A 16,055-nucleotide genomic window follows, 5' to 3' on the forward strand; every position below is an offset into this window, starting at 1 on the left:
TCGAATGCTATTTGGTCAGGGTGACGGGTGCATCGCGGCCCTCGGTCTCGGCCACCACCCCTCGCGGCTTCTTGATGAGCAGTACGGACAGCGCGGCGAGAGCAGACGCGCCGGCAAGCGCATACAGTCCCCAGGTCACCGAACCGGTGGCCTCCTGGATCAGTCCGAAGCCGAACGGTGCGACGAAGCCGCCGAGGTTGCCCACCGAGTTGATGACGGCGATGGCGGCGGCAAGCACCATCGGATGCAGAGTGGACTGCGGGAAGGACCAGAACAGCGGGCTTGCGCTCTTGAATCCCATAGCAGCGATACACAGGAAGATCAGCGCGATCCACGGTGACGCCACTGCGGCCGCCAAGGTACCCACAGCCGCGGTGAGCAGCGCGATGATCAACAGTGGTCGACGATTGCCGGTGCGGTCGCCGATCTTGGACATGTAGTACATGGCGAACACGGCACAGATCCACGGCAGCGACGACAGCAAGCCGACGGTGATGTCGTTGGTTCCGTCGATCCGTCGGACGATGGACGGGAGCCAGAAAGTGTTCGCGTAGATCGAGAGCTGGATTGCGAAGTAGATCCAGATGAACAGCAGCAGCTTGGGATCGAGCAACATCTTCCAGCGCGAACGCCCGTCGCCCATGCCGGAGGTACGTGCCTTCTCTGCTTCCTCCACCGCGATCGCCGCGTTCAGGTCGTGCTTTTCCTCGTCGGTCAGCCACTTCGCATCCTTGACGTGCGAATCGATGAGGAAGTAGGCGATGATGCCGACGACGACGGACAGCAGGCCCTCGATGCCGAACAGGTATTGCCAGCCTCGGGCCCCGAAGAGTCCGTCGAGAGAAAGCAGCGGACCCGACAGCGGGCCGGAGATCGCAGCGGCCACCGAGGATCCGGCGACGAACAGGGCAGTGGCACGGCCACGGTGGCTGTTGGGCAACCACTTGGCGAAGTAGAAGATGATCGCCGGGAAGAAGCCCGCCTCGGCCGCTCCGAGCAGGAATCGCAGGATGTAGAACATCTCGGGACCGTTGACGAAGGCCATGGCGAACGAGATAGTGCCCCAACTGACCATGATGCGGGTCAGCCAGATCTTGGCACCGAACTTCTCCATCATCACGTTGCTCGGAAGCTCGAAGAGCGCGTAGGCGATGAAGAACACGCCTGCACCGAATCCGTATGCCGCAGCTCCGATACCGACGTCGGCTTCGAGGTATTCGCGGGCGTATCCGATGTTCGATCGGTTCAGCTGATTGCAGATCAGCATGATGATGAACAAGGGCACGACCCGACGGAATATCTTCGCGACGGCAGAGTCGACGGCCGGTGTCGGCGGGAGAGTGATCGGCATCGATCGCTCCGTTCTGTTGCTCGAGCGGTTTCCTCTACCAATGCGTGAATGTGACCGGCACAGGCATGGATCGACCCAGTGATTGGGCTCACATGTGACATTAGGACCTCGAATCGATGCATGTCCAAGACCATCTACGCATCGACCGATGCAGTAGAGGTATCGGCAACGGCAACCGGTGCTCATCGGGCCTGGCAGCAAGATCGATACCGAGACTGAATCAAATGCGACTTTTTTAGACTTGGACATGTATCGATCGGCCTTCTAGCGTGGTGACCTATGAGCCAGGTCACGCCTGGCGTCAGCGCACGCACCGCACCACAGCCTTAGGAGTCACCCCCATGACAGCGTCGACGACACAGTCCACCCACCTCACCGGCCGGATGATCATCGCCGGCATCCCGGTCTTCGGTGGCGGCACGCAGATTCACGGAATCGACCCCAGCACCGGCGCGGACCTCGAACCCGCCTACGGTCACGGTGACAATACCGACGTCGAGAAGGCTTGTGCCGCAGCGGCCGATGCCTTCGCCGACTACCGCGCCACCTCCTCGGAGACTCGTGCACAGTTTCTCGAAACCATCGCCGACAACATCGCAGCTCTCGGCGACACGCTGATCGAGCGCACCGTCGCCGAGTCCGGACTTCCGTTGGCCCGCATCACTGGCGAGGTCGGCCGCACCACCGGGCAGCTCCGCTTGTTCGCTTCGGTTCTGCGCGAGGGTAGTTGGAACGGTGCCCGCATCGATCCGGCGCAACCCGAGCGCTCACCGCTCCCGCGCGCCGACATCCGCCAGCGGCAGATTCCGCTGGGCCCGGTTGCCGTGTTCGGGGCGAGCAACTTCCCGCTCGCCTTCTCCGTCGCCGGCGGCGACACCGCCTCCGCTCTCGCTGCCGGGTGCCCAGTGGTCGTCAAGGCTCACGATGCCCATCCGGGAACGTCCGAACTGGTCGGCCGCGCGATCGCCGAAGCGGTGTCCTCCACCGGAATGCCGTCGGGCACATTCTCTCTGCTGTTCGGCTCCGGCCGTGGACTCGGGACCGCCCTGGTCACCGACCCTCGAATCAAGGCCGTCGGATTCACCGGATCACGTTCGGGTGGAACGGCTCTCGTCGCCGCCGCAGCCGGTCGACGTGAACCGATCCCGGTCTACGCGGAGATGAGCTCCATCAACCCTGTGTTCGTCATGGACGGCGCACTCGCCTCCCGCGGAGCCGAACTCGGCCGCGCCTTCGTCGCGTCGCTGACGATGGGTTCGGGCCAGTTCTGCACCAACCCCGGACTCGTCATCGCCGTGGACGGACCAGGACTGCAGTCCTTCACCGAGGCAGCGACGGCGGCGGTACAGGAATCCGCCCCCACCACGATGCTGACCCCGAACATCGCTTCCAGCTACGCGGACGGTGTCGCCACGCTGACCGATGCAGTTACCGTGGTCGCGCGGGGCTCCGACTCCGACGCCCCGAATGCCTGCCGCGCCGCACTGTTCGAGACCGATGCCGATACGTTCCTCACCTCCGACGCAGCGCAGGCCGAAGTGTTCGGCGCATCGAGTCTCATCGTTCGCTGCACCGACGCACAGCAGGTTCGCGACGTCGCCGCGCTACTCGAAGGTCAGCTCACCGCCACGGTTCACGCCGACGAGTCCGATCACGCCGAAGCAGGAAAGCTCCTCTCGGTTCTCGAACTCAAGGCCGGCCGCATCCTGTTCGACGGATGGCCCACCGGCGTCGAGGTAGGCCACGCAATGGTTCACGGCGGGCCCTTCCCCGCCACCTCCAACTCCCGCACCACCTCGGTCGGATCTCTTGCCATCGAACGATTCCTGCGTCCTGTTTCCTACCAGGATGTTCCGAAATCATTGCTGCCCAATGCAATCGCTGACGGAAACCCCGAGGGAATCTTTCGCCGCATCGACGGCCAGCTCACCCAAGACTGACTCACCCCACCTAGTTCTCGAGGAGACCACCATGCTCGACGGAGTCCTGTTCTTCCCCGTCACCCCGTTCACCGCCTCCGGTGAGGTCGATTACGACCTGCTGGCTGCTCACATCGCGAAGGGTGTCGACGCCGGACCCGGTGGAGTGTTCATCGCCTGCGGCACCGGTGAATTCCACGCCCTCGAAGGCGAGGAGTTCGGCAAGATCGTGCGCACGGCAGTCGACGTCGTCGCAGGCCGCGTGCCGGTGTACGCCGGCGCAGGCGGATCCGTCGCCCAGGCAAAGGCGTTCGCGGCGAGCGCGAAGAGCAACGGAGCCGATGGCATCCTGCTGCTGCCTCCGTACCTGGTGACGATGCCGCAGGCCGGTCTGGTCAACTACACCAAGGCCGTCGCCGCCGCGTCCGATCTGCCGTTGATCGTCTACAACCGCGGCAACGCTCGCTTCACCGAGGACTCGGCCGTCGAGGTGGCGCAGTTGCCCACCGTCGTCGGATTCAAGGACGGCACAGGCGATCTCGATCAGGTCGGCCGCATCGTCCGCGCGGTGCTGGATGCACTCGAGCCGTCGGGCAAGCCCTTCCAGTTCTTCAACGGCCTGCCCACCGCCGAGGTCTCCCAGCAGGCGTACCGAGCGATCGGTGTCACGCTGTACTCCTCTGCGACGTTCGCCTTCGCACCCGAACTGGCGCTGGCGTTCTATCGGTCACTCGACAGTGGTAACGAGAAGCTCACTGCCGCACTGCTTCGCGAGTTCTTCCACCCGCTCGTGCGCTTGCGCGACAAGGTGCCCGGTTACGCCGTCTCCCTCATCAAGGCCGGCGTGACGATGGAGGGTATCGAGGCAGGGCCCGTTCGCCCGCCTCTGGTGGACATCAGCGCACCGCATCTCGAGGAACTCACCGCAATCGTTGCCGCCGGCCGGGCCGTGCTGGCAGACGAGCTCGCGGTGCACTGATGCAGGATCCGGTCCTGATCACCGGCGCTCGAATCACTCCGATCGCCTTCGTCGATCCTCCGTTGCTCAACACCGTCGGCGTGCATCAGCCGTATGCACTGAGAGCGATCATTCAGCTGGATACCGATGCCGGCATCGTCGGACTCGGTGAGACCTACGCCGACACCGCTCATCTGGCTCGTCTCGACGCGGCAACCCATGCCATCACCGGCTTGGACGTGTTCGCACTCAACGAGGTTCGAGATGCCATCGAATCCGTGCTGGGAACGCTGTCGATCACCGGCGGCGACGGTGTCGCCGGAATGATCACCACGGCCAGTACCACCGACCGAGTGTTCTCGCCGTTCGAGATCGCCTGCCTGGACGTGCAGGGCAAGGTGCTCGGCCGGCCGGTGTCCGATCTGCTCGGCGGCAAGGTTCGGGACTCGGTTCCCTTCAGTGCGTACCTGTTCTACAAGTGGGCAGCGCATCCCGGCGCACAGCCGGACGAGTGGGGCGAGGCAGTCGACCCGGCCGGCCTCGTACGGCAAGCCCGAAAGATGATCGACGAGTACGGCTTCGGAGCCATCAAGGTCAAGGGTGGCGTCTTTCCACCCGACGAAGAGATAGCCGGAATCAAGGCGCTCCGCGAGGCATTCCCGGAGCTGCCGCTTCGGCTCGACCCCAACGCCGCGTGGACGGTCGACACATCCATTCGAGTCGCTTCCGAGCTGGACGGCATCGTGGAATACCTCGAAGACCCGACACCCGGGCTCGACGGGATGGCCGAGGTCGCGCGCGAGGCGAAGATGCCACTGGCGACAAACATGTGCGTCGTCGCGTTCGATCATCTGAAGCCGGCCGTGGTGAAGGACTCGGTGCAGGTGGTGTTGTCGGATCACCACTACTGGGGTGGCCTGCAGCGCTCGAGGTTGCTCGCCGGTATCTGTGAGACATTCGAGCTGGGTCTGTCGATGCACTCGAACAGCCACCTCGGCATCAGCCTGGCCGCGATGGTTCACCTTGCCGCAGCAACACCGAACCTCACCTACGCCTGCGACACGCACTGGCCGTGGAAGAGCGAGGACGTCGTCGTGCCGGGAGTGTTGAACTTCGTCGACGGCGCAGTGGCCGTTCCCACCGGGCCCGGTCTGGGCATCGAGATCGACCAGGATGCGCTCGCGGCGCTGCATCAGCAGTACCTCGACTGCGGCATTCGCGACCGTGACGACACCGGCTACATGCAGAGCATCGATTCGAGCTTCGAGAACACCTGCCCGCGGTGGTGATCCGGCGCTACGACTTCAACGGGGCGACGATGTTGGCGAGCATGGTCGCGATGGTGGCCACCACCATGCGACGCTCTGCGACATAATCGCTCTGGTACCAGGTCATGGCAGTGTGGCTGATTCCGCCGATCGCAGCGGTGGCGAGCAGGTCGACATCCAGATCGGGGCCCGACGGTACGTCGCCCGCGAACGTGCGGAGGTAACCGAGCAACAGTGTCCCGAATTCCTGCATCACCGTCAGATAGGTTTGCTCGACGCGAGGACTGACACCGAGCACCTCCATCCATACCACTCGGGCCAGGTGCGGATCTTCGATGACCTGGAAAAAGGGGTCGAGCAATTGCTTCGCAACCTCCCTCAGATCGCCGTCCCGATTCACCTGCACAATCGCGTCGGACACCGAATCGGTGAGGCGTGCAATGCATTCGGCATAGACGGCAAGCAGTAGGTCCTCTGTCTTGTCGAAGTACTGGTAGAAGTGCCGATCGGCGATCTTGGCCTCGCGGCACAGTCCGCGCACGGTCGCGGCGCGGTACCCGCTGCTGCCGAACACCCGCAGTCCCGCATCCAGCAGCTGCCGCCGCCTGCGGTCGTCGCGGTCGGCCGCGCTCTCACCGCCGTAGGCGCGGCCGGCCCCTTCGGACACTGCGCTCATGACCGTCGGGCATCCAGTTCGGCAGTGAGCCGAATCAATTCGGCGTCCCGCTCCATCGCGGCGTCCATGATCGGGTTGACGATCCCGCGCAATATCGAGATCGGAATCCAGCGACCGGGCACGGCGATTCGCGGAGCTCGCCGTGCGATACCTCGAACGGCCACGCGGGCGAGCTTGTCGGGGGTGATCGGGCGGAGCAGCGGTGTGGGGAAGGCGCGGGCGGTCATGGCCGTCGCGACGTCATCGCCGCCGAACGCGACTTCGGCGATCGGCGTCGCGACCCATCCCGGATACAGCACTCCCGCCGTCGCTTTCGTGCCGGCAAGCTCTGTACGCAGAGCACGGCCGAGCTGTTCGACCGCCGCCTTCGACGCCGCATAGGGCGCATTCGCCAGGCCGTTGAGGTACGCGTACGTGGACGAGGTGAGTAGCACATAGCCCCCGGACTCGACGATGTGCGGGAGGGCGGCGCGCACCGTGTTCCACACCCCGATCAGGTTGACGCCGATGACCCGCTCGAACACTCCGTCCTCGATCGACCGAACCGTCGATGCCTGTGCACCGCTTGAGATTCCGGCGTTGGCCATCACGACGTCGAGCTTGCCGAAGGTGTCGATCGCGGTCGCGACGGCCGCGTCGAGCTGCTCCCGCACGGTGACGTCGGCATAGGCGATTGCCGCGCGTTGGTTGCCCAGCTTCGCCGCCACCGACTCGAGATCGGTCGACGCCATGTCGACCAGAACGATCGAGGCACCGCGTCGATGCAGCGCGGTCGCCACGGCAGAACCGATACCGCCTGCTGCTCCGGTGATCAGCGCTACCTGTCCGGTGTGCTTACTCATGCCGAGACCTCGTCCTTCGTCGTCACCTCGGTGGATGACCGGTGGATGTGATGGGCTTCCGGCCGAAAACGTTTGGCCCAGCGGCGGAATGTGAAGCTGAATCCCGGGAACATGGCGACCACGTGCCCGGACTTGGACTGATACCAGCTGTGGCAGCCGCCGTCCTTCCAGACGGTGCCTTCCATCTCGCGATGAATAGTGTCGGTGTACTCCTGCTCGGCGGCGGCAGTGACCTCGATGGCCGTTGCACCCGCCTGCTCCACCGCGTCGACGGCCCGCACGATGTACTCCATCTGTGCCTCGATGAGGAAGATCGCGGAGGTGTGCCCGATTCCGGTGTTCGGTCCGGTGACGACGAACAGGTTGGGAAAGCCGGGAATCGTGGTGCCGAGGTAAGCGCGGGGGTACGGATCCCAGACGTCGGACAGAGCCACGCCGTCTCGGCCGATCACCGGGTACGAGATGACACCGTCGGTGGCGTCGTATCCGGTGGACCACACCAGCAGATCGACATCGACGTGTTCGCCGGTGGTGGTGACGATTCCGGTCTCGGTGATCTCCGAGATGCCGTCGTTCTTGTCGTGCAGAGTGACGTTCGCCTGCCCCAGCGCGGGATAGAGCGTGTTGGACAGCAGCACCCGCTTGCACCCGATGACGTAGTCCGGAGTGACCTTCGCTCGAAGCTCGGAATCGGGAATCTGAGACTCGATGTGCTTCAACGCAGTGCGCTGCGCCACCGCCTTCAACATCGTCCGTGAATACTTGAAGCCGAGGATGCGAGTCTCGAGACTCCAGTAGATCCCCGCGCGGACCAGCCTGCGGATCGGTTCCAGCTTCAGCAATCTGCGCTGCAACGGCGTGAATTCTCGATCGTGGCGTGGCATCACCCAGTGCGGAGTGCGCTGGAAGACGTGCAGCTGCGCCACGTCGGGTTGGATCGCTGGAATCACCTGCGCGGCACTGGCACCACTGCCGACGATGGCGACTCGTTTGCCTGCGTGGTGATACTCGGTGTGCCAGTCGTTCGTGTGGAACTGAGTGCCCTGGAACTTCTCTCGACCGGGGAACGGCGGTACGACGGGTGTACTGAGTGGTCCCGACGCGTTGACGACGAACTTCGCCGCGTAGTCGCCTCGCGACGTCGAGATGGTCCAGTGGTCTCCAGCCCATTCGATCTTCTGGACGTCGGTGTCGACATGTGTGCGCGCCGGTAGACCGTTCGATTCGAGCACGTGGTCGGTGTACCGCTCGAGCTCCTCACGTTCGGCGAACATGCGCGACCACTCGAACGGTTCGGAGGCGATCGAGTACAGCGGACTCTGCACGTCGACGGCCGCCCCGGGGTAGCGATTCTGTTTCCACGTGCCGCCGAGGAAAGGACGCCTCTCGAGGATGACGAAGTCGTCTATCCCCCGATCGAGTAACGCTTTGGCGGCACACTGCCCACCGAAGCCGCTGCCGATGATCACCACTGTGTGAACGTGCATCCTCGAGAACCTCTCCCACGAACGCGGCATCCGATGATGCGCGTCATCACTTTAAAGTGATGACGCGTGATTCCGCAATGGCGAGCGGTACCTATTACGGCATTCGCCCCGGGGATATACGCGGTCCGGAACCCGCCAGCGGTGCCGATCAGATTTCCTTAGCGTGGCACCCATGATTCCTGCCAGCAGCGCTCCGATGGCTTTCGACATAGCTGCCATTCCCTGGGACACGTTCCACGACGACGGCACGCGGTCGGCGACGCTCGTCGGGACCAGAGATCCCGGCATCATGTTCAGCTACGCATTCTTTATCCCCGCCGGAGTATTCGACGCAGCCCACTTCCACAGTGCCGACGTCCACCTGCTTGTCGCTGCCGGCGAGCTCCGGTTGGGTTACGGCACTGCCCTGGACGTGAGCGCCACGAGCCGATTCCCGCCGGGTTCGTTTCTGTGGGTTCCTTCCGGAGCCGCTCACTTCGACGGTGCCGACGAAGACACCGTCATCATCGGCACCGCAGTCGGCCCTTGGGCGACCGACTATCTCAACGAATCCACGTGACGTAGGGAGCGAATTTCCGCGTGTGTTCCCATCATCGACGCAAGACTTCGTACCGCATCAGCGTCGCTCCGGATGAGAATGCTGTGCATTCCGCCAGGCGCAGTTGTTGCGACGGCGTGCCGTCGAACAATCGTTCGCCGCGTCCGCGCGCGTAGGGGAACTGAAACAATCGGTATTCGTCGACGAGGTCCAGGGCGATCAAGTCCCGACACAGGGTGATACTCCCCGTGCATACGATGTCGGAACCATTCATCTCCTTGATTCGCGTGATGTCCTCCAGAAGAGGTCCGGACAGGACGGTCGTGTTCACCCACCCGGGGTCTTCCAGCGTCGAGGACACGACGTACTTCGCGACGCGGTTCAGGTGGTCGGTCACGCCCGTCGTGTCGTCGATCTTCGGAGCCCAGTAATCCCGCATGCCCTCGAACGTCACCCGTCCCACCAAGAATCCATCCGACTCTTCTCGCTGAGCAACCAACGCCGCATCGAGATCGGGATCCTCGCCGACGCTGGAAAACCAATCGTCGGTTGCTTCGATGACACCGTCGACAGTGATGTTCTGCGTGATCATCAACTTGCGCATATGTGACGGTACTTCCGTGCGACCGTGAGAACGACGATAACGGCTACAACGGGCAGCACACGATCCGTGCGTGTGAGATGACCGCTCTCGCACGCGATCACCTGCTGCGCGGCTGACGTTGACGGGCCCACCGAAACCGTGAAGAGTGGCACGAATTCCGAGATCTTGCGACCGGGGTCGAGACCAGGTGGAGAACCCCCCGTAGCGTAAGAGGCATGTCGAGATCACCACGGAACCGCAGATCCCCCGCCGCACCGAGAAAGCGATCCTCCTCCGCGCTGCAGGCAGGGCACCTTCGCGTGATCGCGACCGGCGGTCTCGGCGAGATCGGTCGGAACATGACCGTGTTCGAGTACGACGGAAAACTGCTCATCGTCGACTGCGGCGTCCTGTTCCCCGAAGAGCACCAGCCCGGCGTCGACGTCATCCTCCCCGACTGGAGTTGCATCCGAGATCGTCTCGACGACGTCGTCGCGATCGTCCTCACCCACGGTCACGAGGATCACATCGGCGGCGTGCCGTACCTCCTGCGTGAACGAGGCGACATTCCCGTCATCTCGGCGCGGCTGACACTGAACTTCCTGGCCGCCAAATTCGAGGAGTTCAAGGTCTCGACCACGCTGATCGAGGTCGAAGCAGGCCAGACGCGTCAGGAAGGCCCGTTCGAGCTCGAGTTCATTGCGGTCAACCACTCGATCCCCGACGGTCTGGCCATCGCCATTCGTACCGACGCCGGGCTGGTGCTGCACACCGGCGACTTCAAGATGGACCAGTTCCCGCTCGACGGTCGGATCACCGACCTCCGTAGCTTCGCACGCCTCGGCGAGGAGGGGCTCGACCTACTTCTCGTCGACTCGACCAACGCCGAAGTTCCCGGGTTCATGGTCTCGGAACGCGATCTGGTCCCGGCCATCGAGAAGGTATTCCGCGAAACATCGGGACGCGTGATCGTCTCGAGCTTCGCCAGCCACGTACACCGCATCCAACAGGTTCTGGACGCCGCGCACGCGCAGGGTCGCAAGGTTGCGTTCGTGGGCCGATCGATGGTGCGCAACATGAAGATTGCGACCGATCTGAGCTACCTCGACGTACCCGACGGGCTCGTCGTGGACCTCCCGAAGCTCAACAGGCTTCCGGCGAACAAAATCACGCTGATCTGCACCGGATCGCAGGGCGAGCCCCTGGCGGCGCTCTCGCGGATGGCGTCGGGTGAGCATCAGATCAAGGTGGGCGACGGCGACACCGTGCTGATGGCGAGCAGCCTGATCCCCGGAAACGAGAACGCGATCTACCGCGTCATCAACGGTCTCGTAGACAAGGGTGCGCGCGTGGTGCACAAGGGAAATGCACAGGTGCACGTATCCGGTCACGCCAGCGCCGGCGAGCTCGTCTACTGCTACAACATCCTCGAACCCGCCAATGTGCTTCCCGTACACGGGGAATCGCGACACTTGCGCGCCAACGCCGATCTCGCGATCAAGACCGGAGTTCCTCGTGATCGCGTCCTGATCGCCGAAAACGGCAGCGTCATCGACCTGTTCGACGGCGTCGCGCAGATCACCGGAAGCGTTCCTATCGAGCTGATCTACGTCGACGGCAGTGCTGTCGGTGGGGTTACCGAGGATTCGCTGGCCGAACGTCGCTTGCTGGCGAACGAGGGCGTACTGACTGTCATCGCGATCGTGGATCCCGACACCGGCCTGCTGGTCGACGACGTCGACTTCATCGGACGCGGATTCGCGCACGAGGCCAACGCTTTCGACTCGTTGGCCAAGACGATCGGCAAGACCCTCACGCGTGAGAGCGACGTCAAGGTTGCTTCTCGCGAAAACATCGAGAAGCGCATCGTGCAGGAATCGGCCCGGTGGGCCAAGCAGACCCTGGGCCGTCAGCCCCTCATCGTTCCGGTGGTCGTCGACGGCTAGAGCTGAGCCGCTGCCCCGCGAGTCGACAGAACCTCGGTCAGTTCCTCGGCGTAGGCGAGCTGCCGCCGCAACGTGCGGCAGCTGTCCTCGGCCTTGGTGTGGCACTCGCGAACGAAAGCCGCGGCCGACGATCGAGCATCGTCGGCCGCGTTCTCGTCACCCAGAATGTCGAGAGATTCCAGTAGCTGCTTCATCTCGGCCAACGTGAAGTCGAGGGGCTTCATCCGGCGAATGACGAGCAGGCGTTCGACGTCGGTCTCGGTGTACAACCGAAATCCGCCTGCGGAGCGGGCAGAGGGCGTGACCAGGCCTACGTCGTCGTAGTGACGGACGGTGCGGATGGACAGCTCGGTTTTCTGAGCTACCTGCCCGATCTGCATGTGTATGCCGCCGTCTGCCATGTGCCGCCTCTCTTCGCCCGACCAACCACCCTAGTCAGTGCTCGCCGCCCAGCTTTCCACTGAGACGATCGTGCCGCTCGGTCGACGGCGCGTTCAGGCCGACGATCTCCACCGTCTTTCCCTTGGCCGCGTACTTGGTGGTGATGGCGTCGAGGGTCGCCACTGTGGATGCGTCCCAGATGTGCGACTCGGACATGTCGATGACGATGTTCTCCGGATCTCCGACGTAGTCGAATTGATAGATCAGATCGTTGCTCGACGCGAAGAACAACTCGCCCTTCACCGCGTAGACGCGGGTGTCCTCGTCGGGATGTGCCACATCGACCACCTCGGTCAGATGGGCGACCCTGCGAGCGAACAGCACCATCGCAGTGATCACTCCGACGACGACGCCGTACGCGAGGTTGTGGGTGACGACGGTGACCGCGACGGTGGCGACCATGACGAGGGTCTCGCTCTTGGGCATGCGGCGCAACGTCTTCGGGTTGATGCTGTGCCAGTCGAAGGTTCCGACGGAGACCATGATCATCACCGCGACCAACGCGGCCATCGGGATCAGCGCGACGATGTCGCCGAGAACGACCACCAGAATCAGCAGGAAGACACCGGCGAGGAACGTCGAGATACGGGTGCGGGCACCGGAGACCTTGACGTTGATCATGGTCTGGCCGATCATCGCGCAGCCGCCCATACCGCCGGTGAACCCGGTGACCAGATTCGCCACGCCCTGGCCCCAGCCCTCACGAGTCTTGTTGGAGTGCGAGTCGGTGATGTCGTCGACGAGCTTGGCCGTCATCAGCGATTCGAGCAAACCGACCAGAGCAATGGCCAGTGCGAACGGCGCGATGATCGACAGTGTGTCGAACGTGAACGGCACGTTCGGGATGAGGAACGACGGCAGCGAGGACGGCAGTTCACCTTGGTCGCCCACGTCCGGGACAGCCAGCGCGAAGACGAGCGTGACGGCGGTGAGTATCACGATGGCGATCAGAGGTGCCGGCACGACAGTGGTGATCTTCGGCAGGAAGAACATGATGAGCAGCCCGACAGCGACCATCGGGTAGACCAACCACGGCACCCCGATCAGGTACGGCACCTGTGAGGTGAAGATCAGGATCGCCAGCGCGTTGACGAATCCGACCATGACGCTACGGGGGATGAACCGCATCAGTTTGGCGACGCCGAGAACGCTGAGCAAGACCTGCAGGATTCCGCCGAGAATCACCGCAGCGATGAGGTAGTCGAGGCCGTATTCACGTGCCAACGGGGCGACGACCAGGGCAATCGCTCCGGTGGCCGCGGAGATCATCGCCGGTCGTCCACCGACGATGGAGATGGTGACAGCCATGGTGAACGACGCGAACAGCCCGACGCGGGGATCGACCCCGGCGATGATCGAGAACGAAATGGCTTCCGGAATCAGCGCCAGTGCCACCACCAGGCCCGCCAGAACCTCGGTCTTGAGCCTCCTCGGTGAGCGCAACGCACCCAGCACCGAGACGTCTTCGACGGCGGTGACAGGCACCTGGGCAGCTCGAGACACGACAACTCCGTTCGATGGGTGCGAGGGACTGCGGCAGATACGGCGTCCACTCCGCGGGCAACTCTACTCTTACCGGAGAGAAGGTTGTCAATCGTCTGGGTGCGGCCGGTGAGCTAGATTCATATACAGAGGCACAACAGAACTCACTCCGCGATGCAAGGAATGAATCGATGTTCTCGCTCAACAGGCTCTCCTGCTTCATCGCCGTCGCCGAGGAGCTGCACTTCGGCCGCGCAGCCGAACGGCTGCACATGACACAGCCACCTCTGAGCAGGCAGATCCAACAGCTCGAAAGCGAAGTCGGCGTGCAGCTGATCGACCGCACCAGCCGGTCGGTGACCCTGACGGCAGCGGGCCTGGCTTTCCTTCCCGAGGCCCGACGCATCCTGGACCTCGCCGAGGGCGCATTGCTCACCGTGCGACGCGTACCCACCGGAGACTTGGGGACCGTGGTCGTCGGATTCACCGGCGCATCGGCCCATGCGGTGCTCCCGCAGTTGCTCGACGCCGCGCGCGAGAAGCTACCGGACGTGAAACTCGTTCTGCGCGAGATGGTCTCGGCGGTACAGATGGAATCGTTGGCCGTCGGCGATCTGGATCTCGGATTGGCCAGGCCTCCACTCAAGCGACCGGGCATCGCGTCCCGCCCTGTGCTGCACGAGTCGTTGATCGCGGCGATGCCCGAGCATCACCCACTGGCCGAGAAGGACGAACTGTCGGTGGAGGACTTCGACGAGCAGCCGATCATCATGTACTCACCCGTCGATGCGCGGTACTTCCACGAACTGCTGATCAGCACGTTCACCATCGTCGGGGTGTCCCCGCGCTACGTGCAGTACGTGACCCAGGTGCACACGATGCTGGTGCTGGTTCGCTCCGGCATCGGATTGGCGCTGGTACCGGAGTCGGCGTCGACCATGCGGCCAGAAGGTGTTGTGTTCCGGCCGGTTCGGACCGTGAAGGAACGCCCCGTGGAGCTCGACGCGGCATGGCGCGTGGACAACGACAACCCGGCACTGCACCGCTTCATGACCGATGTGCTGCCGGCGCGTGAGTGGTCGTGACGGCTACCGCGGCGTCCCCACAGGCGGCTTGACGGCCGTCACCGGGCAGTGCGCCTCGAGCAGTACTCGCTGAGAGATGCTGCCCATGAACAACTTCCCCACGGGCGATCGGCGGCGGATACCGATGACGACCAGTTGTGTCTGTTCGTCGAACGACAGGTCGATCAGGTTGTCGGCGTGCGAGCGGCCCGCTTCGTTGTCGTGGATCTTCGTCGTGACGCCGAGCGCCGAGGTCTCCTCGCGAGCCGACTCGACGGTGGCAGCGAAGTCGGCGTCGGCTGCGCTGTTGTCTTCGGCCACGATGAGCAAGTCCGTTCCACGCATGTGCGCCTCGCGAAAAGCGAAGGGCAGCGCGCCTTTTCCTTCGGTGGTCGGCGAATAGCCGACGACGACTGTCACTTCGTCACCGGCGTGACGAGAGTGCCGTCGGCAAGGAAACGATCGAGGTTCTCGAGCGTGAGCGCTTCCATCGCGGCCCGCGTCTCCACGGTCCCGCTGCCCACGTGCGGCAACAGCACCACGTTGTCCATCGCCAGCAGCGCGTCGGGCACGTTCGGTTCGTGGGCGAACACGTCCAGACCGGCTCCGGCCAACTGCCCCGCAGCGAGCAACTCGGTCAACGCCGCCTCGTCCACGACGCTTCCGCGAGCCACGTTGATCAAATAACCCTGCGGCCCCAGCGCTTCGAGCACGGCGCGGTCGACCAGATGAGCAGTTCCCGAGCCGCCCGACGCGGCGATGATCAAGACGTCGACGTTCTCGGCGAGCGCTGTCGGGCTGGCCGCGTAGACGTAAGGCGAACCGTCGATCTCGTTGCGATTGTGGTACGAGATCTCGCAGCGAAACCCGTTGAGCCGATCGGCGATTGCCGACCCGATGCGCCCGAGGCCGATGATTCCGACGCGCTTGCCGGTGACCTGGCGCGTCAGCGGCGTGTTGCCCTCGGCGGGCCATCGGCCGGCACGCACGAACCTCTCGGCGGAGGACAGCCCACGCATGGTGTCGATCACCAGACCGACAGCGAGGTCCGCCACACAGTCGGTCAACACGTCGGGAGTGTTGCTGACGGCGATGCCGCGGTCTGCTGCCGCGTCGACATCGGTGGTGTCGTATCCGACGCCGAAGTTCACCACGGCTCCGAGCTGCGGCAATCGCTCCATCAACGCGGCATCGACGCCGGTGCGGCCGGAGGTCACAACTGCAGTGATCGATTCGCCGTACGCATCGAGGAATGGGTCGCGACCATCCCCTTCGGGCAGTTCCAGCGCGTCGTACTCGGTGACCAACGTGTCCATCAGCGACGGCTTGAGTGGTCCGACTCGGAGCACTCGACCGCCCTGTTGCGAATCCGGTTGAGACACAGAGGAATTCTGCGAGCTGACGGTGACCATTGTTCTCCTCGCGAGATGGTGGAACGTGCGCGTTTCCTGTACGGTATGCCGCTTCTCGAATACCTGTCCAACACGGAAATAACATGGA

At 63.7% G+C, this 16,055-nt stretch carries 15 protein-coding genes; 6 read left to right on the forward strand and 9 right to left on the reverse strand.

All coding sequences use genetic code 11. The annotated features are described in order from the left end of the window. Positions 1-7: 7 nt before the first annotated feature. Positions 8-1,351: an MFS transporter gene (locus O4220_RS06975; RefSeq protein WP_269602937.1), complete on the reverse strand. Its 1,344-nt coding sequence runs from the start codon at positions 1,349-1,351 to the stop codon at positions 8-10. Positions 1,352-1,692: 341 nt separating this feature from the next. Here O4220_RS06975 and O4220_RS06980 point away from each other — a divergent pair, with 341 nt between their 5' ends. The 3 genes from O4220_RS06980 to O4220_RS06990 are packed head-to-tail and all read left to right on the forward strand — an operon-like array spanning position 1,693 to position 5,517. Beyond that, the gene (locus O4220_RS06980; protein WP_269602938.1) at positions 1,693-3,291 is read left to right on the forward strand and encodes an aldehyde dehydrogenase (NADP(+)); all 1,599 of its coding nucleotides are present in this window, start codon (positions 1,693-1,695) and stop codon (positions 3,289-3,291) included. 31 nt (positions 3,292-3,322) lie between these two features. After that, positions 3,323-4,249, forward strand: a complete 927-nt coding sequence (locus tag O4220_RS06985; RefSeq protein WP_032405225.1) for a 5-dehydro-4-deoxyglucarate dehydratase — start codon at positions 3,323-3,325, stop codon at positions 4,247-4,249. Continuing rightward, positions 4,249-5,517 (forward strand): glucarate dehydratase family protein, encoded by a 1,269-nt coding sequence (locus O4220_RS06990; protein ID WP_420030324.1) that lies wholly within the window; start codon positions 4,249-4,251, stop codon positions 5,515-5,517. The genes O4220_RS06985 and O4220_RS06990 overlap by 1 nt, the downstream gene beginning before the upstream one ends. A 7-nt stretch (positions 5,518-5,524) precedes the next feature. Here the strand turns inward: O4220_RS06990 and O4220_RS06995 are convergent, their stop codons facing one another. From O4220_RS06995 to O4220_RS07005, 3 genes are read right to left on the reverse strand one after another with little or no spacing between them, the layout of a single operon-like run. Then, complete coding sequence (locus O4220_RS06995; protein WP_269602939.1) at positions 5,525-6,172, reverse strand: TetR/AcrR family transcriptional regulator; 648 nt, start codon at positions 6,170-6,172, stop codon at positions 5,525-5,527. Next, positions 6,169-7,014 carry an SDR family NAD(P)-dependent oxidoreductase gene (locus O4220_RS07000; protein WP_269602940.1) on the reverse strand — a complete coding sequence of 282 codons (846 nt, stop codon included), beginning with the start codon at positions 7,012-7,014 and terminating at the stop codon, positions 6,169-6,171. Before O4220_RS07000 ends, O4220_RS06995 begins: the two co-directional genes overlap by 4 nt. Further along, a complete protein-coding gene (locus tag O4220_RS07005) occupies positions 7,011-8,501 on the reverse strand; it encodes a flavin-containing monooxygenase (RefSeq protein ID WP_269602941.1) in 1,491 nt (496 codons plus the stop codon). The genes O4220_RS07000 and O4220_RS07005 overlap by 4 nt, the downstream gene beginning before the upstream one ends. A gap of 172 nt (positions 8,502-8,673) precedes the next feature. Between O4220_RS07005 and O4220_RS07010 the strand changes: the two genes are divergently transcribed. Then, positions 8,674-9,060, forward strand: a complete 387-nt coding sequence (locus O4220_RS07010; protein ID WP_269602942.1) for a cupin domain-containing protein — start codon at positions 8,674-8,676, stop codon at positions 9,058-9,060. A 31-nt stretch (positions 9,061-9,091) separates the two neighbouring features. On the opposite strand, the gene O4220_RS07015 is transcribed toward O4220_RS07010, so the two are convergent. Next, positions 9,092-9,643 carry a dihydrofolate reductase family protein gene (locus tag O4220_RS07015; protein WP_269602943.1) on the reverse strand — a complete coding sequence of 184 codons (552 nt, stop codon included), beginning with the start codon at positions 9,641-9,643 and terminating at the stop codon, positions 9,092-9,094. A gap of 215 nt (positions 9,644-9,858) precedes the next feature. Here O4220_RS07015 and O4220_RS07020 point away from each other — a divergent pair, with 215 nt between their 5' ends. Next, entirely contained in the window at positions 9,859-11,568 is a 1,710-nt protein-coding gene (locus tag O4220_RS07020) for a ribonuclease J (protein WP_269602944.1), read from the forward strand. Here O4220_RS07020 and O4220_RS07025 read toward each other — a convergent pair. Continuing rightward, positions 11,565-11,969 (reverse strand): MerR family transcriptional regulator, encoded by a 405-nt coding sequence (locus O4220_RS07025; RefSeq protein WP_269602945.1) that lies wholly within the window; start codon positions 11,967-11,969, stop codon positions 11,565-11,567. The genes O4220_RS07020 and O4220_RS07025 overlap by 4 nt on opposite strands. Positions 11,970-12,003: 34 nt before the next feature. After that, on the reverse strand, positions 12,004-13,512 hold the full coding sequence (locus tag O4220_RS07030; RefSeq protein WP_332112802.1) for a SulP family inorganic anion transporter: 1,509 nt from the start codon (positions 13,510-13,512) through the stop codon (positions 12,004-12,006). Positions 13,513-13,682: 170 nt separating this feature from the next. On the opposite strand from O4220_RS07030, the gene O4220_RS07035 reads away from it, so the two are divergent. Next, complete coding sequence (locus O4220_RS07035; RefSeq protein WP_032405210.1) at positions 13,683-14,576, forward strand: LysR substrate-binding domain-containing protein; 894 nt, start codon at positions 13,683-13,685, stop codon at positions 14,574-14,576. Positions 14,577-14,579: 3 nt separating this feature from the next. On the opposite strand, the gene O4220_RS07040 is transcribed toward O4220_RS07035, so the two are convergent. Both O4220_RS07040 and O4220_RS07045 read right to left on the reverse strand, forming a co-directional pair. Then, positions 14,580-14,975: a universal stress protein gene (locus tag O4220_RS07040; protein WP_269602946.1), complete on the reverse strand. Its 396-nt coding sequence runs from the start codon at positions 14,973-14,975 to the stop codon at positions 14,580-14,582. Continuing rightward, positions 14,972-15,967 (reverse strand): 2-hydroxyacid dehydrogenase, encoded by a 996-nt coding sequence (locus O4220_RS07045; protein ID WP_269602947.1) that lies wholly within the window; start codon positions 15,965-15,967, stop codon positions 14,972-14,974. The genes O4220_RS07040 and O4220_RS07045 overlap by 4 nt, the downstream gene beginning before the upstream one ends. Between the last annotated feature and the right edge of the window lie 88 nt (positions 15,968-16,055).

The organism is Rhodococcus ruber (assembly GCF_027270735.1).
Classification (GTDB): Bacteria; Actinomycetota; Actinomycetes; order Mycobacteriales; family Mycobacteriaceae; genus Rhodococcoides; species Rhodococcoides rubrum_A.